This window comes from Trichlorobacter ammonificans (assembly GCF_933509905.1).
Lineage (GTDB): Bacteria > Desulfobacterota > Desulfuromonadia > Geobacterales > Pseudopelobacteraceae > Trichlorobacter > Trichlorobacter ammonificans.
This window is the reverse complement of the sequence record NZ_OW150024.1, coordinates 3,002,869-3,023,218: the sequence shown is the minus strand read 5'-3', so window position 1 is coordinate 3,023,218 and position 20,350 is coordinate 3,002,869. Positions and strand designations below refer to the sequence as shown.

General features: G+C 63.2%; 16 protein-coding genes, 1 tRNA gene and 1 other RNA gene. 12 read left to right on the top strand and 6 right to left on the bottom strand.

Translation table 11 applies throughout. The features are described from left to right. Positions 1 to 23: 23 nt before the first annotated feature. From RAK07_RS13830 to hemE, 3 genes are read right to left on the bottom strand one after another with little or no spacing between them, the layout of a single operon-like run. Positions 24 to 497 carry a WbuC family cupin fold metalloprotein gene (locus RAK07_RS13830; protein WP_305733417.1) on the bottom strand — a complete coding sequence of 158 codons (474 nt, stop codon included), beginning with the start codon at positions 495 to 497 and terminating at the stop codon, positions 24 to 26. Next, positions 484 to 852: a VOC family protein gene (locus RAK07_RS13825; protein ID WP_305733416.1), complete on the bottom strand. Its 369-nt coding sequence runs from the start codon at positions 850 to 852 to the stop codon at positions 484 to 486. Before RAK07_RS13825 ends, RAK07_RS13830 begins: the two co-directional genes overlap by 14 nt. A 6-nt stretch (positions 853 to 858) precedes the next feature. Next, positions 859 to 1,881: a uroporphyrinogen decarboxylase gene (gene hemE / locus RAK07_RS13820; RefSeq protein WP_305733415.1), complete on the bottom strand. Its 1,023-nt coding sequence runs from the start codon at positions 1,879 to 1,881 to the stop codon at positions 859 to 861. Positions 1,882 to 2,039: 158 nt separating this feature from the next. On the opposite strand from hemE, the gene RAK07_RS13815 reads away from it, so the two are divergent. The 3 genes from RAK07_RS13815 (at position 2,040) to RAK07_RS13805 (ending at position 5,497) form a co-directional block, all read left to right on the top strand. Next, a complete protein-coding gene (locus RAK07_RS13815; protein ID WP_305733414.1) occupies positions 2,040 to 2,900 on the top strand; it encodes a UbiA-like polyprenyltransferase in 861 nt (286 codons plus the stop codon). 63 nt (positions 2,901 to 2,963) lie between these two features. Continuing rightward, positions 2,964 to 3,054: transfer RNA gene (locus RAK07_RS13810), tRNA-Ser, on the top strand. A 76-nt stretch (positions 3,055 to 3,130) separates the two neighbouring features. After that, entirely contained in the window at positions 3,131 to 5,497 is a 2,367-nt protein-coding gene (locus RAK07_RS13805) for a fatty acid cis/trans isomerase (protein ID WP_305733413.1), read from the top strand. Positions 5,498 to 5,512: 15 nt separating this feature from the next. On the opposite strand, the gene RAK07_RS13800 is transcribed toward RAK07_RS13805, so the two are convergent. Next, the gene (locus RAK07_RS13800) at positions 5,513 to 7,537 is read right to left on the bottom strand and encodes a transporter-like protein (protein WP_305733412.1); all 2,025 of its coding nucleotides are present in this window, start codon (positions 7,535 to 7,537) and stop codon (positions 5,513 to 5,515) included. Between the two features lie 165 nt (positions 7,538 to 7,702). On the opposite strand from RAK07_RS13800, the gene ffs reads away from it, so the two are divergent. From ffs to RAK07_RS13755, 9 genes are all read left to right on the top strand, one after another. After that, positions 7,703 to 7,801, top strand: an RNA gene (gene ffs, locus RAK07_RS13795) — signal recognition particle sRNA small type. A gap of 45 nt (positions 7,802 to 7,846) precedes the next feature. Beyond that, on the top strand, positions 7,847 to 9,526 hold the full coding sequence (gene dnaX, locus RAK07_RS13790) for a DNA polymerase III subunit gamma/tau (RefSeq protein ID WP_305733411.1): 1,680 nt from the start codon (positions 7,847 to 7,849) through the stop codon (positions 9,524 to 9,526). A gap of 31 nt (positions 9,527 to 9,557) precedes the next feature. Further along, the gene (locus tag RAK07_RS13785; protein WP_305733410.1) at positions 9,558 to 9,872 is read left to right on the top strand and encodes a YbaB/EbfC family nucleoid-associated protein; all 315 of its coding nucleotides are present in this window, start codon (positions 9,558 to 9,560) and stop codon (positions 9,870 to 9,872) included. Between the two features lie 132 nt (positions 9,873 to 10,004). Further along, positions 10,005 to 10,598, top strand: a complete 594-nt coding sequence (gene recR, locus RAK07_RS13780; RefSeq protein WP_305733409.1) for a recombination mediator RecR — start codon at positions 10,005 to 10,007, stop codon at positions 10,596 to 10,598. Between the two features lie 52 nt (positions 10,599 to 10,650). Further along, complete coding sequence (gene nifJ / locus RAK07_RS13775) at positions 10,651 to 14,232, top strand: pyruvate:ferredoxin (flavodoxin) oxidoreductase (protein ID WP_305733408.1); 3,582 nt, start codon at positions 10,651 to 10,653, stop codon at positions 14,230 to 14,232. A gap of 87 nt (positions 14,233 to 14,319) precedes the next feature. Beyond that, the gene (locus RAK07_RS13770) at positions 14,320 to 15,579 is read left to right on the top strand and encodes a BamA/TamA family outer membrane protein (RefSeq protein ID WP_305733407.1); all 1,260 of its coding nucleotides are present in this window, start codon (positions 14,320 to 14,322) and stop codon (positions 15,577 to 15,579) included. A gap of 19 nt (positions 15,580 to 15,598) precedes the next feature. After that, positions 15,599 to 16,450, top strand: a complete 852-nt coding sequence (gene hslO / locus RAK07_RS13765; protein ID WP_305733406.1) for an Hsp33 family molecular chaperone HslO — start codon at positions 15,599 to 15,601, stop codon at positions 16,448 to 16,450. Beyond that, positions 16,428 to 18,809 carry a peptidase U32 family protein gene (locus RAK07_RS13760; RefSeq protein ID WP_305733405.1) on the top strand — a complete coding sequence of 794 codons (2,382 nt, stop codon included), beginning with the start codon at positions 16,428 to 16,430 and terminating at the stop codon, positions 18,807 to 18,809. Before hslO ends, RAK07_RS13760 begins: the two co-directional genes overlap by 23 nt. Then, positions 18,806 to 19,351, top strand: a complete 546-nt coding sequence (locus tag RAK07_RS13755) for a thermonuclease family protein (RefSeq protein WP_305733404.1) — start codon at positions 18,806 to 18,808, stop codon at positions 19,349 to 19,351. Before RAK07_RS13760 ends, RAK07_RS13755 begins: the two co-directional genes overlap by 4 nt. 76 nt (positions 19,352 to 19,427) lie before the next feature. Here RAK07_RS13755 and fsa read toward each other — a convergent pair whose 3' ends face one another. Both fsa and RAK07_RS13745 read right to left on the bottom strand, forming a co-directional pair. Then, a complete protein-coding gene (gene fsa, locus RAK07_RS13750; RefSeq protein ID WP_305733403.1) occupies positions 19,428 to 20,072 on the bottom strand; it encodes a fructose-6-phosphate aldolase in 645 nt (214 codons plus the stop codon). After that, positions 20,069 to 20,347: a YHS domain-containing protein gene (locus tag RAK07_RS13745; RefSeq protein ID WP_305733402.1), complete on the bottom strand. Its 279-nt coding sequence runs from the start codon at positions 20,345 to 20,347 to the stop codon at positions 20,069 to 20,071. The genes fsa and RAK07_RS13745 overlap by 4 nt, the downstream gene beginning before the upstream one ends. Between the last annotated feature and the right edge of the window lie 3 nt (positions 20,348 to 20,350).

The window sequence follows — 20,350 nt, the reverse complement described above, 5'->3', positions numbered from 1 at the left end:
GGGCGGTAGCAGCAGCATCAGGCCTATGAGGCAGAGAAGGAGGCGCAAAACGACCGAAGGTAGGCGGGGGCCTCGACGGCATCGGCCGTTGGCGCCCAGGAGGCCGTTTCCTGTTCGGTAAAGGGGAGGTAGGGGCCGGCTTTTGCTTCGAAGAAGATGGTGCCCGGTGCGAGGCTGACCGCGGTATGCCAGACACCGTGGGGGATGGTGACGATACAGGTGTCGGTACCGGCGATCAGCAGCGTGGTTGCGGCCACGCTGCCGTCGTCGGTAAAAGTGAGGACGCCGAGGGCGCCGCGGATCAGCACGAAGGTCTCGTCCTTCTCCCGGTCCAGGTGGCGGTGGGGGCGGATGTAGGAGCCCGGCTCGACGGCATTCAACAGCCGATGGCAGGCGGCATCGTCGGCGGGATGGAAGTTGTGGTTCATCCGCAGCCGCGGCGACTGCCGCGCCTTGTCGGTCAGCTGATCCAGCAGGGTGCCGTCAACGCAGAGCATCGGGCAATTCCACCAGGGCGAATTGGTTCCCGTCCGGATCGGCAATGACGGCCATCTTACCCCAGGGGGAGACCTCCAGGTCCTCGACAAAGGTCACGCCGCTGCCCTTCAAACGTTCGCAGAGTTTTTCGATGCCGCTGACCCGCAGGGTGATGCCGGAGTGGCGTCCCACCAGCTTGCGGGCCTCGTCCTGCAACGCCAGGGCGATCCCCAGGGTGGTGCCGGTAGCGGGAAAGAACTCCAGCAGCATCTGGGTTTCACCGGCCAGGGGAAGCCCCAGCTGATCGGCGTAAAAGCTCTTGGCCCGTCCCAAGTCGGTGACGAACACTACGACGTTCTTCATGCTGATGGACATGGCTGCTTACCTCTGGGAAAGCCGGTGCACGCACTCCACCATATGAATGGCGTTTTCCGGCGGCACCGTGGGCAGGATGCCGTGGCCCAGGTTGAAGATGTGGCCGGGGCGGCCGGCGTTCTCGTCCAGCACCCGCTTGACTTCTCGCTCGATGATCTCCTTGGAGGCATAGAGCACCGTGGGGTCCAGGTTTCCCTGCACCGCCGTTTTCGGTCCCAGCTGGTCCCGGGCGGTGCCCAGGTTGACATGCCAGTCCAGCCCCATGACGTCGCTACCGGCCTTCTGCACGGTGGGCAGCATGGTGCCGGCCCCTTTGACGAAGTGAATCACCGGCGTGTTCTGACGATTCAGGCCGTTGATCAGTTTGGTGGTGTAGGGGAGTGCGTAGCGCTCGTAGTCGGTGGGAGAGAGCACGCCGCCCCAGGTGTCGAAAATCTGGATCGCCTGGGCGCCGGCCCGGATCTGGGCATTCAGGTACTCCATATCCATCATGGTCACTTTTTCCATCAGGGCGGCGTAGACGTCGGGGGCGGCGTACATCATCCGCTTGATGGTGGCCCAGTCCTTGGAGCCCTTCCCTTCCACCATGTAGCAGGCCAGGGTGAACGGCGCCCCGCCGAAGCCGATCAACGGCACCTTGGCGGCCAGCTCGCGGCGCAGGATGCGGATGGCTTCCAGCACGTAGGGAACGTCGGCTTCGGGGTCGGGAATGCGCAGCCGTTCCACATCGGCCATGGTCCGTACCGGGTTTTCGAAGACCGGCCCGGGGACGAAGTCCAGCTTGAGCCCCATCGGCTCCACCGGGGTCAGGATGTCGGAAAAGAGGATGGCGGCATCGACCCCCAGGATGTCCACCGGCTGGATAGTCACCTCGGCAGCCAGGTCCGGGGTCTTGCACAGCTCGAGGAAGCTGCACTTGGAGCGGACAGCCATGTATTCGGGGAGGTAACGGCCAGCTTGGCGCATCAGCCAGACCGGGGTGCGGTCAACCGGCTTTCCCCAGCAGGCATCAAGAAAACGGGTGTTCATGACACACTCCTTCATTCAGTGCCTGTAGCAGGCATTTTTTCAAACGAACCGGCAATTTAGCTGCATCGACCGCGGAAGTCAATGGTATTTGGCTGACAGAAGCGGGTCGCATGGTGTAGATAGATGTCGTAACCCCCTGACTGATCCCGAGGTTGTCCATGGCTGCTTTGCTGCGGAATATTGTCGTATTCATGGAGATGATCAAGTTCTCCCACACCATCTTCGCCCTTCCCTTTGCCCTGTCCGGAGCCCTGCTGGCGGCGCGCGGGCTGCCCAGCGGACGACAACTGTTCTTCATCGTTCTGGCCATGGTGGGGGCCCGCACCGGCGCCATGGCGATGAACCGCCTGATCGATGCCGCCATCGACGCCCGCAACCCCCGTACCGCCGGTCGCGCCATCCCGGCCGGCCTGCTTTCCCGACAGGTGGTGCTGGCGGCCATTGTCGTTTCGACGGCGCTCATGTTCTGGTCGGCAGCCATGCTGAACCCGCTCTGTCTCAAGCTGGCGCCGGTTGCCCTGTTCTTTCTGGTGCTCTACTCTTACTGCAAACGCTTCACCGCCCTGGCCCATGTCGTGCTGGGGATCTGCCTGGCGGCGGCGCCGATGGGGGCCTGGGCGGCCTTGCGGGGGGCCATCGAGCTGCCGGCCGTGGTGCTGGGGCTGATGGTGCTCTTTTGGGTGGCCGGCTTCGACATCCTCTACGCCCTGCAGGACCTGGAGTTCGACCGGCAGGCCGGGCTGCACTCCATTCCGGTGGCCCTGGGAGTGAGCGGTTCCCTCTGGCTGGCTCGCCTGTTTCACTTGGTGACCCTGGCCCTGCTGGCCTGGCTGATGGCGCTCCTGCACTTGGGGGGGTGGTTCATGGCGGGCAGCCTGCTCGTGGCGGCCCTGCTGTTGTACGAACACCTGCTGCTGCGCAACGGCGACCTCACCAAGCTGGATGCGGCCTTTTTCACCATGAACGGCTATATCAGCCTGACCTTTCTGGCGGCAACGGCGCTGGAGGTATTTCTTTGAGGCCGGGGCATCAAAACACTGGACAATTTCAACCGGCTGGTGTAAAAATCAGGACCCTTCTGCGGAGAGGTGTCCGAGCGGCTGAAGGAGCACGATTGGAAATCGTGTGTACGCTAATCCCGTACCGAGGGTTCAAATCCCTCCCTCTCCGCCATATTTTTATTCAGACAAGGTCACGATTTTCGTGACCTTTTTTATTTCCCCGGCACCCGCCGAGGAGGAGTGTGCCGATGCTCCCTGCCGTCACTGTTCGCCTGCTGTTGATCCTCTGTCCGGTGCTCCTGCTGTCCGGCTGTCTCTCCAAGGCCCTGCCGCCGGTGACGGTGCAGCTCCCCACCCGCGCCATCGACTACCAGCGCGAGGTCAAGCCGCTTCTCGACAAGCGCTGCACCGTCTGCCACTCCTGCTACAACTCTCCCTGCCAACTGAAGCTGGATTCCTTCGAGGGTGTGGACCGGGGAGCCTCCCGGCAGGCGGTCTACAACGGCACCCGCCTGCACAGCATGGAGCCGACCCGCCTGTTCGCCGATGCGCAGACAACGGAGCAGTGGCGCACCAAAGGTTTCACCAGTGTTACCAGCAGTACGGTTTCCGGCACCCTGAACGATTCGCTGATGATCCAGATGCTGGCGCACAAAATCAAGAACCCCCGGAGCACGGGGGAGTATCGCTCCGAGGCCGACGACCTGACCTGTGCCAAAGACCAGGATGAACTGGGCAGCTACCTGGCGAAACATCCCAACAACGGCATGCCGTTCGGCTTTCCACCGCTGAAGCAGGAGGAGTTTAACCTCATTGCCGGCTGGCTGGTGCAGGGAGCGAAAGGCCCGGATCAGGTGCAGCAGGCCGAGCTGGTCAGCCCCAAGCCGGCAGATGCCGCCGCCATTGCCCGCTGGGAGGCGTTCCTGAATCGGGACGACGCCAAGCACGGCATGACCGCCCGCTACCTCTACGAGCATCTGTTTCTGGCCCACCTGACCCTTGGTACCGGCACCAACGAGTTTTACGAGCTGGTCCGTTCCCGCACCGCGCCGGGGATGCCGATCGACCTGATCGCCACCGTGCGCCCCTACGATGACCCCGGTGTAGGGCGGGTCTACTACCGGTTCCGAAAAATCCACAGCACCATCGTCCACAAGACCCATATGGTCTTCGAGCTGGACGAGGCCCGGATGAAGCGCCTGCAGGAGCTGTTCATCGATCCGGACTGGCTGCAGGTGCCGCGGCTGGTGGGATACGATCCGCTGGTGAGCGCCAACCCCTTCCGGGCCTTCGAGCAGATTCCCCCCCGCTCCCGCTACCAGTTTCTGCTGGACAACGTCCAGTACATCATCATGACCTTCATTCACGGCCCGGTCTGCAAAGGCCAGATCGCCCTGAACGTGATCGATGACCATTTCTGGGTCATGTTCATGGACCCGCGTCACGACCTGACCGTGACCAACCCCGGCTTCCTGCGGCTGCATGCGGACAAGTTGCGCATGCCGATCGAGCAGGGAAGCGACATGGGAATCTTTTCGGCGGTCACCGACCGCTACAGCAAGGAAGCGCAGGCCTTTTACCGTGCCCGTCAGGACTTTTACGCCGCCAGCCACTACGCCGGTCTGGGACTGGAGGCCCTCTGGCGGGGGAACCGTGCCGGCGATGCGCCGCTGTTGACGGTCTACCGTCACTTTGACAACGCCTCGGTGCACAAGGGGGCCCTGGGGGGGCTGCCCAAGACGGTCTGGGTGATCGACTACCCGCTGTTGGAGCGGATTTACTACGCTCTGGTGGCCGGTTTCGACGTCTACGGCAATATGGCCCATCAGCTGGCGCTGCGGCTTTACATGGATACCCTGCGAATGGAGGGGGAAAGCTACTTCCTCAACTTCCTGCCGCCGGAACAGCGGCAGACCATCATGCAATCCTGGTATCTGGGGCTGGACCTGCAGAAGGTGGGCTACTACCCCGCCGCCCTGCCGTCCGGCATCGGCTTTGCCACCGGCGACCCCAAGCGGGAGCTCGTTGAGCAGGTGGTGGACCGCCATCTGCTGCCGGCCGCCGGCATTGCCTTTGATTCGATCAACTACCTGCGGGCCGGGGTCGACTATCCGCCGCTGCCCACCAGCTTCAGCAGCACCGACGACTATCTCAAAGCGTTTCGCGCCCTGGCCAAACCCGGCATGCCGTTTGTGGCCATGGTCAACGATTACAACGCCAACCTGGCCTACCTGCGCATCCGTCAGCGCGAGGGCACCGATCGGGTGGTGTCGCTGGTGGTCAACCGCTGGCACGACAACGTGGCGTTTCTGCTTGGCGAGAATGGGCGGCTCAACGCGGCCAGGGATGATGTGGACTTCATTCCCGGCCTGATCGGTTCCTATCCCAACTATTTCTTCGACGTCCGGGCAGAGGAGCTGCCCGATTTCTTCGATCTGATGGCTCATTTCTCAGGCAGTTCCAGGGACCTGGAGCGACTCGCGCGTTACGGCATCAACCGTAGTGACGACCGTTTCTGGGAAACCTACGACTGGTTCCAGCAGCGGCTGAATCGTGACGAACCGGTGCGGGGCGGTTTGCTGGATCTGAACCGCTACTATTACCAGGCCCAATAGACGGTGGATGGTTGGCTAGGAACTCCGGGGCGCCTCCTGCAGCGGATCGACCGGCAGAAAAAAGTCGCGGGGGCTGCTGAACAGCCGCTGCCGCAGGAGCGGCAGCAGCGTAAGGGCGGAGCGGAAGCGGGCGCCCCGTGAGCGCATGGCCACCAAAAGCGCCAGGGTGAAGCTGACCATCAGGTTGACCAAGCCGATCAGGGCGACACCGAGTACCGCCAGGGCGCCCAGCTTCAGGTTCACCGAAAACTCCAGGGCTACCAGAGCATAGCCGATGTTTGCCGATGAAAAGGCCACATGGCGGATATCGAGGGGGAGACCGAGCATACCGCCTACCGCCGGGGTCAGGCCCAGCATCATGCCGAAGAAGAGATTGCCGACCAGGCCGCCGGCATTGCTGCTGACATAGTCGCCGATCCATTCGGCGCGGCGCTCCCCTGCCAGACGACACAGCCAGCCGAGGCCGGCGATCCGTGGCCCCACCTGGCCGTAGGCCGACAGGTTGTCCACGTAGCCGGACACCAGGCCGGTGACGAACAGCCAGACTCCGGCGATGGCCGCGTAGGCAAGGGAGAGGGTGGAAAACGGCTGTACCTCCTCCAGCAGAATACGAGCCTTCTCCGGGGATACCGGATTGTGTCCGCTCACCAGCGAGAGCGTCCCGACCAGCAGGGCCAGGGGGAAGGCGACACTGACGTTGCCCATGATCGCCGCAAACTGGCTGCGGGCGGTGGCCACCATCAGCTCCACCAGTCTGCCCTGCTCCCTCAGACGACCGCTGCTCTGGGAAATGGTGCCGGCAATGGCGGCGGCGGTCATGGCCGGCTGCTTGGTGGCGATGGTGAAGTGCAGCAGATGGACCAGTATGAAGCCGCCGCCGTAGATCAGGCCGTTCAGCAGCCCTTGGGAGAGCACCGGCAGATGCAGGGTGGAGCCGATGATTTTCAGCAGGGCCAGCAGCGCGATCAGCAGGCCGGCCCCGGCTGCCGCCCTCAGGATTGCCCACCATTGCTGCCGGTTGTCGGCGATGTAGTGCTCGCCGGTCCGGGCGGCGTTTTCCGTCACCAGCAGCGAAACGCGTCCCAAAAGGTCGGCACAGTGACGGCGCAGGCTGTTCCGTTCCAGTTCCTGCTGGCAGACATCCGCCATGAAGGTGCTCCAGCGTACCACCACCTCCTCTTCGGGCAGTGTTTCCACCGTTACCGCCAACACTTCGATCATCAGCTCCAGCCGTTTGAGATGCTGCTCCAGCCTGGTCAGCTGAAAGCTCAGCGACATGCTGGTGCCGGCCGTTGCCGTGGCCTGGCGGTGGGCCTGCCGGACCATGGCATGACACTGGTCGGTAAAGACCAGCAAGTGGCGCTTGTCCACTTCGCTGACCGGCTGTTCCTCGTCGCCCAGGCGGGCGAGAAATTCGGTCATTTCATTGATGAGCGACAGGAAGGGCGAGTGTTCCGTGTCCCGTAGCGTCGGCACGACGCGGAGCAGTTCCGGTTCAAGCCCCATGGCGCAGATGCGCTGGGACAGCACGCGGGCCGATACGGCGATCTGTCCCAGAATCCGCGGCGACAGCGGGGTCAGCAGCCGCCAGAAGGCGATCTGGTCCGCCAGCGGGATATTCTTCATCCAGATGGCGTCGGAGGGGCGATGAAAAATCAATCTGATGCAGTCGCGCAGGTCATTCGGATCAACCAGCTCCGGCAGCAGCCGGTGAGAGAGTTTGCGACGCAGTTCCGAGAAGAAGCCGGTGTTGGGAAGCAGTCCGGACTCGGTGTAGAAACGGTACTGGCGGCGCTGTGCGAACAGTGCCAGCAGGGCGGAACGCAAGCCGTCATAATAGCAGGGGACCTCCAGCAGGTGGAGCAGGCGCTGCCAGCGTTTTTGTGCCTCAGCGCGGTCGGAAGCCCGTTTGGGCCGCAGGGTGTCGAAGAGATGGATCAAACGCGGCAGCGGGTCGCTGCTGGCCGTTGTGAGCGCCGCCAGGGCTTCACTGGTGCTGTCCGTTGCGGTGATCGGCGTGAAAGCCGTGTGGTGCGTCATGGGGTGATGGTCCGTCCTTCGGAGGAGGGCTGGTACAGATTCTCAGTTTATCATGGGAGCGCCATTTCGCAAGCGTCCGACAGGTTTTGACAAACCGGTGGCAGTTATGGTATGCAGATGATCTGCCCAGACGCTTCGCCGGTACTGTTTGTGGGCGGAGATGATAGCCGGGCCCTGCGCAACGGCAGGCCGTGAACCCCGCCAGGTCCGGAAGGAAGCAACGGCAGCGGCTGTCGCTGTGTGCCGCAGGCCAGCCCGGCTATCATCTCCGCCCATAAACGCTATGCAGATTCATTCAGGTATCCACCCGTGTCCTACGTCGTTCTCGCCCGTAAATACCGCCCCCAGACCTTTGCAGACCTGACCGGCCAGGAACATGTCAGCCGCACCCTGCAGAACGCCATCGACAGCGGCCGGGTTGCCCACGCCTTTCTGTTCACCGGCGCCCGGGGGGTGGGCAAGACCAGTTCCGCCCGCATCCTGGCCAAGGCACTCAACTGCGAGCAGGGGCCGTCAACGGAACCCTGTAACGTCTGCCACCTTTGCCGGGAGATCACCGACGGCACCTCCACCGACGTCTTCGAGATCGACGGTGCCTCCAACACCGGGGTGGACGACGTCCGGGAGCTGCGGGACAACAGCCGCTACCTCCCCTCCCACAGCCGCTATAAGATCTACATCATCGACGAAGTGCACATGCTCTCCACCAACGCCTTCAACGCCCTGTTGAAGATCCTGGAGGAGCCGCCCCCCCACGTCAAGTTCATCTTCGCCACCACCGAGCCGCACAAGGTACCGATCACCATCCTCTCCCGCTGTCAGCGCTTCGATTTCAAGCGGATATCCCTGGCCCGGCTGATGGCGCGGCTGCGCGAAATTTCCACCGTCGAGGGGATCAACATCAGCGACAGCGCCCTGGCCATGATCGCCCGCAAGGGGGACGGCAGCATGCGGGATACCCTCTCCTGCTTCGACCAGGTGCTGGCCTTCTGCGGCAGTACCGTGGCCGACGATGATGTGGCCACCCTGGTGGGGGTGGTGGACCGGCGCCTGCTGGCGGAGCTGTCCGCCGCGGTTTTTGCCGGGGATGCCCAGGAAACGCTGCAGGGAGTCCGGCGGGTGGATGCCTTCGGCTACAACATCCGCCAGTTCACTCAGGAGTTGATCGCCCATTTCCGTAACCTGCTGATCATCCGCTCGGTGGCCAAACCGGAGGAGATCCTGGACCTGGCGGAGGCGGAGCTGACCGAGCTGCGTCAGCAGGCCGCGGACCAGCAACCTTCGGATATCCAGCGGCGCCTGACCCTGTTGGTGCAGGCTGAAAGCGGCATGGCCCAGTCCTCCTTCCCCCGGCTGCTGCTGGAGATGGCCCTGCTGAAAATGGCGACGTTGCAGCCGGTGCTGCCGATTCAGCCGCTGATCGAGCGGCTCAGGCAGCTTGAAGCCGGCCTGCCGGCGGCGCCCCGGTTGTCGGCGGCACCGTCATCAGCGATTGCCGCTCCGGCGACCCCATCCCGCCCCTCACCTCGTTCCCGTCCGGAGGAACCGATCGCTGCCCCGGCAGCCGCGGCACCTGTTGCTGCTCCGGGCACCGGCGGCACTTGGGAGCGTTTCGTCGAGTTTTGCCGCAGCCAGAACCCGATCCTAGGCGGCGCCTTGGAACACGGTTCGCCGGTTCAGTATACGCAGGAGCGGATCGAGATCGGCTTTCCCGAGGGCTCTTTTCACTTGAGTTCCATGCAGGATGCCGAAAATCTGGCGCGGCTGCGCCGGCTGGCGGCTGATTTTGCCGGGCAGGAGACCACCGTGTCCGTAACGGTCATCCGTTCGGTGGAGCAGGAGAGGCAGCCGCTGTCGCTGGCGGAAAAAAAAAGCCGTGAGCAACAGGAACGGCGCGAAGCCATCCGCCGGGAAGTGCTGGAAAACCCCGTTGTGACGGAGGCAATTCGCCTCCTAGAGGGGGAAATCGTGGAGATCAAGGAACTGTAACCCGATATAACGCGAGAAGGAGGAGTACCCTATGTCAAAAGGATTGGCGGGCATCATGAAGCAGGCCCAGATGATGCAGCAGAAGATGGCCAAGCTGCAGGAAGAGGCGGCGAACCGAACCGCGGAAGCCACCGCCGGCGGCGGCGCCGTAAGCGTGATGGTGAGCGGCAAGAACGAGATCAAATCGCTGGTGATCAAGCCGGAAGCGGTGGATCCCACCGATGTGGAGATGCTGCAGGACCTGATTATGGCGGCGGTGAATGAGGCGTTGAAAAAGGTTCATGCCGAGATTTCATCCGAGATGTCCAAGATCACCGGCGGCCTGAATATCCCCGGCCTGTTCTAAGCACGGGTTTTATTCAGGCTGTAAAGCAACCAGCTGATATAAAAGAAAATAAAGAGTCTTGTGCTGTAGTGCTCAAACCATTTTTTAACCGCGCTATAATTTTAAAAAATGGTTTTATCTGGGTGGTGAAGTATGGTACAACATGCGCCGGCCTTGAATCGGCTGGTGGGAGAGCTGAAAAAGCTTCCCGGCATTGGGGAGCGTACCGCTCTGCGTCTGGCGTTTCACCTGCTCAAGTCCCCTCGCGGTCTTGAGTCGCTTGCCGAAGCACTGCTCCAGGTCCGCGACCAGGTGCGTCCCTGCTCCGTCTGCTTTGCCCTAGCCGAGCAGGACCCCTGCCCCCTCTGTGCCGGGGGAAGGGACAGCGCGGTCATCTGCGTGGTGGAGACGTCGCAGGACCTGCTGGCTCTGGAGCGGAGCAACGCCTTTTCCGGCAGCTACCATGTGCTGCAAGGGGCGATTTCGCCGTTGCGCGGGGTCAACCCGTCGGACCTGCGCATTGACGAGCTGCTGGAGCGGGTTGGTCGGGGCGGGGTCGAGGAGGTGGTGATTGCCACCAACTTCTCCGTGGAGGGTGAAACCACTGCGCTCTACCTGGCCCGCCAGCTGAAGCCACTGGGAGTCAGGGTTACCCGTCTCGCCCACGGCATCCCGCTGGGCAGTGATATCGAATATGTCGATCCGGCCACCGTACAGTGGGCCCTCAAGGGACGAAGCGAATTATAGGGAGTTTCACAGCGTAAGCGGACCTGTGTACCAGACCATAAGGAGGAGCAGCATGAGCAAGAAGATGGTTACGATTGACGGCAACACGGCGGCGGCCCATGTGGCCCACGCCACCAACGAGGTTATCGCCATTTACCCGATCACCCCGTCTTCGGTGATGGGGGAGATTTCCGACGCCAAAAGCGCCGTGGGTGAGAAGAACATCTGGGGTAACGTTCCCACCGTTGTCGAGATGCAATCCGAAGGGGGTGCCGCCGGCGCCGTGCACGGCGCCCTGCAGGCCGGTGCGCTGACCACCACCTTCACCGCCTCCCAGGGTCTGCTGCTGATGATCCCCAACATGTACAAGATCGCCGGCGAGCTGACCTCCACCGTGTTCCACGTCTCGGCCCGCGCCATCGCCGCTCAGGCCCTGTCCATCTTCGGCGATCATTCCGACGTCATGTCCTGCCGTTCCACCGGCTGGGCCTTCCTCTGCTCCAACAACGTGCAGGAGGTCATGGACTTTGCGTTGATCGCCCAGTCCGCCACCCTGCGCAGCCGCGTGCCGTTCCTGCACTACTTCGACGGCTTCCGGACCTCTCACGAAGTCCAGAAGGTGGTTGAGCTGACCTTCGACGAAATGCGCGCCATGCTGGACGACAAGCTGATCGCCGACCACAAGGCCCGGGGTCTCAACCCGGACAAGCCGGTGATGCGCGGCACCGCCCAGAACCCGGACGTCTACTTCCAGGGCCGCGAGACCGTCAACCCCTACTACCCGGCCTGTGAGAAGATCGTCCAGGAAGAGATGGACAAGTTCGGCAAGCTGACCGGCCGCAAGTACAAGCTGGTGGACTACGTCGGCGCCAAGGATGCCGAGCGGGTCGTGGTGGTGATGGGTTCCGGTGCCGACGTGGTGCAGGAGACCGTGGAAAATCTGGTCAAGAAGGGTGAGAAGGTCGGCGTGGTCAAGATCCGCCTCTATCGTCCCTTCCCCAAGGACGGCTTCCTGAAGGCCCTGCCCAAGACCGTCAAGAAGATCGCTGTTCTGGACCGCACCAAGGAGCCGGGTTCCCTGGGCGAGCCGATCTACCTGGACGTGCGTACCGCCATCGGCGAAGGGATGGCCGAAGGCAAGTTCAAGTTCAACGGCTACCCGGTCATCGTCGGCGGCCGCTACGGCCTCGGTTCCAAGGAGTTCTCCCCGGCCATGGCCAAGGCGGTGCTGGATAACCTTAAAAGCGCCAAGCCGAAGAACAAGTTCGTGGTCGGCATCGAGGAAGACGTCACCAACAGCAGCCTGAAGGTGGACTACTCCTACAAGAACCCGATGGAAGGGGTCTACCAGGCCATGTTCTACGGCCTGGGCTCCGACGGCACCGTGGGCGCCAACAAGAACTCCATCAAGATCATCGGCGAGGAAACCAGCAACAACGCCCAGGCCTACTTCGTGTACGACTCCAAGAAGGCCGGCTCCATGACCACCTCCCACCTGCGCTTCGGCAAGAAGCAGATCCGTGCGCCCTATCTGGTGCAGGAAGCCGACTTCGTGGCCTGCCACAACTTCTCCTTCCTGGAGAAGTACGACATGCTGGCCAAAGCCAAGACCGGCGCCACCTTCCTGCTGAACGCCCCCTTCGGGCCGGCAGAGGTCTGGGATACCATGCCCAAGGAAGTGCAGCAGCAGATCATCGACAAGAAGATGAAATTTTACGTGATCGACGGCGTCAAGCTGGGCAACGAGATCGGCCTCGGACCCCGGATCAACGTCATCATGCAGACCGCATTCTTCAAGATCTCCAACATCATCCCGCTGAAGGACGCCGTGGCCTCCATCAAGGACGCCATCAAGAAGTCCTACGGCAAGGCCGGTGAGAAGGTCCTGGAGATGAACTACAAGGCAGTGGACGCGGGCCTGAACAACTTCTACGAAGTGAAGGTTCCCGGGAAGGCCACCAGCAAGATCAAGATGGCCGCCGCTGTTTCGGCCAAGGCACCCAAGTTCGTGAAAGATGTCACCGGCGTGATCGTGGCCGGTCTGGGGGACCAGCTGCCGGTGTCCAAGATGCCGGCCGACGGTACCTTCCCCACCGCCACCTCCCAGTACGAGAAGCGGAACATCGCCACCGAAATTCCGGTCTGGGACGAGAAGCTCTGTATCCAGTGCGGTATCTGCTCCTTTGTCTGTCCCCACGCCTCCGTGCGGATGAAGGCCTACGACGCCAAGGAGCTGAAGTCTGCTCCCAAGGCGTTCAAATCGGCCGACTGCAAGATCAAGGGCCAGGAAGGGAAGAAGCTGACCGTCCAGGTTGCACCGGAAGACTGTACCGGTTGCGGTGCCTGCGCCTGGAACTGCCCGGCCAAGGACAAGCAGAACCCCAGCCACAAGGCGTTGGACATGGCCTTCCAGCCGCCGCTGCGTGCCCAGGAAGCCGAAAACTTCGACTTCTTCCTCAAGCTGCCCGATGTGGATGCCACCCAGGTCAAGCTGGACACCCTGAGCAACAACCAGTTGATCCGTCCGCTGTTCGAGTTCTCCGGTGCCTGCGCCGGCTGCGGCGAGACCCCGTACCTGAAGCTGTTGACCCAGCTCTTCGGCGACCGGATGATGATCGCCAACGCCACCGGCTGCTCCTCCATCTATGGCGGCAACCTGCCCACCACTCCCTACGCTCAGCGGGCTGACGGCCGTGGTCCGGCCTGGTCCAACTCCCTGTTCGAGGACAACGCCGAGTTCGGTTTCGGCATGCGGCTGACCGTTGACCAGTTCACCAAGTCCGCCCTTGAGTATCTGGCCGAACTGGCAGCGGACAAGGCCTTTGCCGCCAACGCCAAGCTGTTCAAGGAAATCCTGTCCGCCGACCAGTCCAGCCAGGCCGGTATCGAAGACCAGCGGGGCCGGGTGGAGAAGTTGAAGGCAGCCCTGAAGGGAAGCAAAAACGCCACCGCCAAGCTGCTTCTGCCGATCGCCGATTACCTGGTGAAGAAGTCGGTCTGGTGCATCGGCGGCGACGGCTGGGCCTACGACATCGGTTTCGGCGGTCTGGACCACGTCATCGCCTCCGGCAAGAACATCAACCTGCTGGTGCTGGACACCGAAGTGTACTCCAACACCGGCGGCCAGGCCTCCAAGTCCACCCCGCTGGGCGCGGTGGCCCAGTTCGCCGCCGGCGGCAAGCCGGTTTCCAAGAAGGACCTGGGCATGATCGCCATGTCCTACGGCACGGTCTATGTGGCCACGGTTGCCCTGTCCAACCCGGCCCAGTGCGTCAAGGCGATGCTGGAGGCGGAAGCCTTTGACGGCCCCTCCATCATTCTGGCCTACTCCCACTGCATCGCCCACGGCATCGACATGACCGCCGGGGTTGATGCTCAGAAAAAGGCCGTCCAGTCCGGCTACTGGCCGCTGTACCGCTACAACCCGGCCCTGGCTGCGGAGTGCAAGAACCCGCTGCAGCTGGACAGCAAGGCGCCGACCATCGACTTCATGGAGTACGCCAACAACGAGAACCGCTACCGGATGCTCAAGAAGGCCAACCCCGAGGCGGCCGAAGCGCTGATGAAGAAGGCCGGCGAATGGGCCCGCGCCCACTTCTCCTACTACCAGAAGCTGGCCGCGCTCAGCTTCGAGGACCAGTGCGAGAAGAAGTAGTCTCCCGCACGAACTGATGCTACAATTCAGCCCCGCAGAGCACTCTGCGGGGCTTTGTTTTTCGGGCTTCCGGTTGGAGGAATGCAGATGGGAACGCTGGTCGGAGCTATTCGTGCCTTGACGATACCGGCGGCGCTGTTGCTGGCGAACAACGTCTCTGCCGACGATGGCTATCGCACTCCCCTGGCAGGTGAGCCGCTCGCGACAACGGTGCTCGGCAAGCGAGTGGAGGTGGGGGCACGCGACCGCAGCAACGTTCTGGCGCTGACCGTGGGAACCACCCTCTATGCTCCCTCGCTCGGCAGTACGGATATTCTGCCGATTACGGCCCTTTACTGGCGCAAGGAAACGGAAGCCTACCGCTCCCGGCTGGTGTTCAGCCTGTTTTACAACGAGTGGGACGGAGCCTTGAAGATGGCTAATGGTCTCGAGTTGTTGGGGCACCTCGAGAACTATACCAATCCGTTTCCCCAGGAAGAGATTCTGAACGGTAAGGCGATCGAAGCGACATCGGCAGTCTGGGGGTACGGCACGGCTTGGCTCGGGCTCGGCTACCGGCTGCCGGTGGCGCCGTTTCAGAGCGACAACGACCTGCGGCTGCAGCTGTTCTACACCGGCACCTACCTGTACAACCGGCGGACTCCCGACACCGGGCCGGAGGTCAGGCTTCCCCCCGATACCTGGGAAAATGGCATGCGGCTGCGGGTGCGTTACGACGGCATGCGGCGCAATATCATGGAGCTGCCCCACCGGGGATTCGCCGCCGGAGCCGACCTGGAGTGGGCCTACCGTTCACCGTGGAGCGACTCCAGCTATGGCTCCTTCCATTTCAGCAAAGGGGACACGCAACAGTACCTGAAGATTTCCGGTTACGGTGCGGCGGCCCTGCCGGTGCCGGGATTGTCGGAACGGGACCGCTTGATTGCCAGCGTCTATGGCGGTTTTTCACCCAAAGCGCAGCTTGATCGCTACTCAGGCTTTAAAATCGGTGGCGGACCGTTTCCCAACGAGAGTGACGATCTGTGGCGCACCCCCTATCCCGGAGCGCTGTTCAACCAGTTTACGGTTGCCGATTATGTCGTCGGCACCCTCGAATACCGCAGGGAGCTGCAGTTCTTTCTCTATCTGCACCTGCGGGGAACCGTAGCCTGGATCAACCGCGATTTCCAGCATGCCGCCAATTTCTTCGCCTTTGAACAGGAGCGGGGTGAGGCGCTTTCAGTGGGACTCACCAGCGGCCTCCCCTGGGACAGTACCCTCTACCTGGAGTTTTCGCGGGACTTCGGTATCCTCAGGAACGGCAGCTCCGGCAGTGGCCTGCTGCTGCTCTGGTCAAAAATGTTTTAGCAAAGGGAACGAAACAACCATGAACGACCATATTGCCCGGGCCATGACGGCCAAAGGAAAAATCAGGGCCGTGGCCTGTGTGACCACCGGCCTGACCAACGACATCTGCTTTCTGCAGGGGGCATCGCCGGTGGTGTCCCTGGCTCTGGGGAGGGCGCTGTCCGGCGCTGCCCTGCTGGGCAGTATTCTCAAACAGGGGCAGCGGCTGGCACTCAAGTTCGAGGGGAACGGGCCGCTGAAAAAGCTGATCGCCGAGGCGGACTGGGACGGCGCCTTGCGGGCCACGGTCGCGGTGCCGGATGCCGTGGCGGACAGCGTGGCAACGGCCATAGGCCGTGCCGGCTTCCTGACCGTCACCAAGGACCTGCGCTTGAAGGAGCCCTACAGCGGCACGGTGCAGCTCTACACCAGCGAGATCGCCGAAGACCTGGCGTACTACCTGACCGATTCCGAGCAGATCCCCTCGGCAGTGGGCCTGGCCGCCACCCTGACCGAGGATGGCCGGATCGGCGTGGCGGGCGGCTTTCTGATCCAGTCGCTGCCGCCGTCGGACGAGGCGGCGGTTGAGGCGATCATGGCCGTTCTTGAGAAAATGCCGCCGCTGAGCACGCTGCTGTCCGGCGGGACATCGCCGGAGGAGCTGCTGGAGCTGCTGCTTGCTGACGTTGAACACTACCCGCTGGAGTCGAACGAGCTCTTTTTTCGCTGCGGCTGTTCCCGTGAGAAGGTGGAGCGGGCCGTGATGTCGGTGGGAAAAGAGGAGCTGCGGAAAATGATCGAGCAGGATGGCGGGGCCGAGGTTGGCTGTGAATTCTGTAAAAAACAGTATCGAATTGACAGGAGCGAGCTTGAGCGCCTTATTGCGGAATAAGCCGGAGCTGCTGGCCCCCTGCGGCTCCCTGGAAGCGTTCTTCGCCGCCATGGAGTCCGGTGCCGATGCGGTCTACGCGGGCCTGCGGGAGTTCTCCGCCCGGGCCCGGGCCAAGAATTTTACCCTGGGCCAGATGGAACGGATGCTGGCCTATGCCCACAGCAAGGGACGGCGAATGTATATCACCCTGAACACCCTGGTGAAGGAGCGGGAGCTACCCCAGCTGGTGGAAACCCTGGCGGAGCTGGCGCGGCTGCGGGTGGACGGGGTGATTGTCCAGGATATGGCGGTGGCCCGGCTGGTGCGTACCCATTTTCCCTCCATTCCGCTGCACGCCTCCACCCAGATGACCATCCACAACCTGCCCGGCGTGCTGCAACTTGAGGAGCTGGGCTTTGAACGGGTGGTGCTGGCCCGTGAACTGCAACTCTTCGATATTGCAGCCATTGCCGGCCAATGTCGCGCCGAGCTGGAGGTGTTCGTCCACGGCGCGCTCTGTTTTTGCGTTTCCGGCCAGTGTCATTTCTCGTCGCTCCTGGGGGGACACAGCGGCAACCGGGGACGCTGCGCCCAGCCCTGCCGGCGTCTCTACAGCCATCGGGGCAAGGAGGGGTACTTCTTCTCCCCCAACGACCTCTCCTCCATCGAAATGGTGCCGGAGCTGGTGGCAGCCGGGGTCAGGTCCCTGAAGATCGAGGGGCGGATGAAGTCGGCCGACTACGTGGCCAAGGTGGTTGCCGCCTACCGGCTGGTACTGGATGCGGCGCCGGAGGGACGGAAGGAGGCGCTGGCCGCAGCCAAGGGACTGCTGAAGGACTCCTTTGGCCGTGCCCCCACCAAGGGCTTCCTGGCCGGACGGGAACCGGCCGATATTGCCAATCCCTGGCTGCGGGGGGGGACCGGCCGCTTTACCGGTGAAGTGAAGCGGGTGGGGGGCGGCAGGATTCTCTTTGAAACCCGCGATTCGTTGCGGGTCGGCGACCGGCTGCGGCTGCAGCCCAAGAGCGACATGGCCGGCCAGGCCTGGACCCTGCGGGAGCTGTACAGCCAGCGGAAAAAGGTGCAGGAGTGCCCCGGCGGTGCCATGGTGGAGGTGGCCTGTCCGTTCACGGCCGCTGTCGGCGATGCCCTCTTCAAGGTGGGGGCCGCCGATGCCTTTGGCCTGAGTGACGAGGCAGCCCTGCGCAAGCTGAAGGCCGCCGGTCCGGACCGGCTGGGGGTGCGACTGGAGCTATCCTGCAGGGCCGACCAGGCCGGCTCCTGGACCCTGACCGCCGTTGCCCGGCTGGGGGCCGCGGTCTTTACCTATGGTTTCGCCCTGGGGGAACTGGAACCTGCCCGCACCGCCGCCATGGAGGAGGTGCTGCGTTCCCGCTTCGGCGAAACCGGCGAGACCCCCTTTCGGCTGGAAGAGCTGCGGGCGCCGGACTTCCCGCCGCTTTTCATCCCGCCGGCCCGGCTGAAGGAAATCCGCCGGGAACTGTACCACCGGCTGGAGCAGGAGGGGGGCGGCGAACAGAAACGGCTGATCGGAGCCGCCAGGAGTGCGGCCCTGGCGGCCCTGCAGGCCGGGGCTCGCCACGGCAACCAGGGAGAAAAGGAGGAGTTGCTGATCCGGGTGGCCCGGCCGGAGGAGGTGCGCTGGGCCCTGTCCCAGGCAGACACCGCGGTGGTCCCCCTGCACAGGGCGGCGGCCCATGCCCTGCCGCACCTTCTTGCCCGTCTGCGGGGGGATGCCGGGAGGATCGTCTGGCAACTGCCGTTTATGGTGTTCGATGCCGACCTGCCGCTCTACCGCGAGCTGCTGACCACCCTGCACGACCACGGTTTTCGGCGGTTCGAGGCCACCAACCACGGCCACCTGCCGCTGCTGGCCCCCCTGCCGGAGGTGCGGCTTTCCATCGGTTACCGGCTCTTCTCACTCAACTCCCAGGCCCTGCACTGCTGGCGGGAGCTGGGGGCGGAGCGGGCCACCCTCTGCCTGGAGGACGACCGGGACAACCTGGCGGAGCTTTTGGCCGCCGATCTGCCGCTCTCCCGCACGGTCATGGTCTACGGCCCGGTGGAGGTGATGACCACGCGGATCAGGATGAAAGAGGTAAGTGGCGGGGCAGTGCAGTCGGACCGGGGGGAGCTCTATACCGTCAGGGGGCAGCAGGGGATGACCGTGATCTCCGCCGCCACCCCCTTCTCCCTCATCGGTCACCTGGCAGAGCTGCGTCGCATGGGGTGCAGCTCCTTTCTGCTTGATCTGTCGGAAACAGCGCCCCAGGAGCGGGACGCCGTCGTGGCGGCCTGGCGGGGTGACCGGCCCTTGAGCGGTACGACCCTTTTCAACTACGAGCGGGGGCTGGCATGAGATATCTGGTGCTGCTGTTGCTGGTGCTGCTGTTGCTGGTGCTGCTGTTGCTGGTGCTGCTGCCGCTGCCGGTTTCGGCGGGCCAGACGATCCAGGGGATGGTGCGGGAGGTGTACGACGGCGACACCGTGCTGGTGGTGACTCGCAGCGACGGCCGGCTCAAGGTGCGGCTCTACGGCATCGATGCCCCGGAGACCCGCAAGCCGGACCGGGCGGCCCAGCCCTTCGGCAGTCAGGCAAAGCGGGTGCTGATGTACAAGCTGCTGGGGCGGGAGGTGCTGCTGGAGGTACGGGAGCGGGACCAGTACGGCCGGGCGGTGGCAGTGGTGCGCCAGGGACAGCGCGACATTAACGCCGAGATGGTTGCCGAGGGGATGGCCTGGGCCTACCGTCACTATCTGGACGGCCCCTACGCCTCCCGGTATATCGGCCTGGAGGAGCAGGCCCGCCGCAGGCGGCTGGGGCTCTGGCGGCAGTCCAACCCCCAGCCCCCCTGGGAGTTCCGGCAGGCCGGCAAAGGGCACGGCAAACGGCGGCGATGAACGGCATACGCACGAAAAAACGGCCGGCGGATATGGAATCTGCCGGCCGTCGCTGTTTCAGTGGAACCTGGTGCCGCTATTTGGGGACCTTCTCCCAGTCTTCCAGGAATTTGGCGATACCGGCGTCGGTCAGGGGATGCTTGGCCAGTTGCACCATGACGCTGTAGGGAATGGTGGCGATGTCGGCACCGATCAGGGCGGAGTTGAGCACATGGATCGGGTTGCGCACGCTGGCCACGATGATTTCCGTGGTGTAGCCGTAGTTGTCGAAGATGGTGCGGATTTCCTCGATGATCCCCATGCCGTCCTGGGAGATGTCGTCCAGCCGCCCCACGAAGGGGGAGACGTAGGTGGCGCCGGCCTTGGCCGCCAGCAGGGCCTGCATCGGGGTGAAGATCAGGGTGACGTTGGTTTTAATCTTGAGGCTGGTGAGCTGCTTGGTGGCCTTGAGCCCTTCGGTGGTCATCGGTACCTTGATGACGATGTTCTTGTGGATCTTGACCAGTTCCTTGGCCTCTTTCACCATGCCGGCAGCGTCAAGCGAGATCACTTCGGCAGAGATGGGACCATCCACGATGGCGGTGATCTCCTTGATCACATCCTTGAACTTGCGGCCGGATTTGGCGATCAGGGACGGGTTGGTGGTGACGCCGTCCACCAGGCCCAGGTCGTGGGCGGCGCGGATTTCGGCGACGTCGGCGGTGTCGATGAAAAACTTCATGCTGTTCCTCCAGAGTTGGATGATGGGGTATGATCGAGCCTGTCCCGGAATTTTTCCAGGCAGTCCATTGAACAGAAATAGTGCCGCGTGCCTTCGAGGGTGCCGACAACGGCATCCTCCTTGGCGATATAGACGCCGCAGATCGGATCCTGGACGGTATCCTCGGCAGCAGGTGGTGCCGGGACCGGCTCCCGGCCGCTTTTCTTTGCAAAGAGAGCCTTGACGATCCGGTAGCCGATGTACAGGAACAGCAGTGAAACGAGCAGACGTGCCATGAC

Coding starts and splice junctions, on each gene's coding strand:
- RAK07_RS13830 (WP_305733417.1), bottom strand. CDS start 497: ATGCTCTGCGTTGACGGCACCCTGCTGGATCAGCTGACCGACAAGGCG.
- RAK07_RS13825 (WP_305733416.1), bottom strand. CDS start 852: ATGTCCATCAGCATGAAGAACGTCGTAGTGTTCGTCACCGACTTGGGA.
- hemE (WP_305733415.1), bottom strand. CDS start 1,881: ATGAACACCCGTTTTCTTGATGCCTGCTGGGGAAAGCCGGTTGACCGC.
- RAK07_RS13815 (WP_305733414.1), top strand. CDS start 2,040: ATGGCTGCTTTGCTGCGGAATATTGTCGTATTCATGGAGATGATCAAG.
- RAK07_RS13805 (WP_305733413.1), top strand. CDS start 3,131: ATGCTCCCTGCCGTCACTGTTCGCCTGCTGTTGATCCTCTGTCCGGTG.
- RAK07_RS13800 (WP_305733412.1), bottom strand. CDS start 7,537: ATGACGCACCACACGGCTTTCACGCCGATCACCGCAACGGACAGCACC.
- RAK07_RS13785 (WP_305733410.1), top strand. CDS start 9,558: ATGTCAAAAGGATTGGCGGGCATCATGAAGCAGGCCCAGATGATGCAG.
- recR (WP_305733409.1), top strand. CDS start 10,005: ATGGTACAACATGCGCCGGCCTTGAATCGGCTGGTGGGAGAGCTGAAA.
- nifJ (WP_305733408.1), top strand. CDS start 10,651: ATGAGCAAGAAGATGGTTACGATTGACGGCAACACGGCGGCGGCCCAT.
- RAK07_RS13770 (WP_305733407.1), top strand. CDS start 14,320: ATGGGAACGCTGGTCGGAGCTATTCGTGCCTTGACGATACCGGCGGCG.
- hslO (WP_305733406.1), top strand. CDS start 15,599: ATGAACGACCATATTGCCCGGGCCATGACGGCCAAAGGAAAAATCAGG.
- RAK07_RS13755 (WP_305733404.1), top strand. CDS start 18,806: ATGAGATATCTGGTGCTGCTGTTGCTGGTGCTGCTGTTGCTGGTGCTG.
- fsa (WP_305733403.1), bottom strand. CDS start 20,072: ATGAAGTTTTTCATCGACACCGCCGACGTCGCCGAAATCCGCGCCGCC.
- RAK07_RS13745 (WP_305733402.1), bottom strand. CDS start 20,347: ATGGCACGTCTGCTCGTTTCACTGCTGTTCCTGTACATCGGCTACCGG.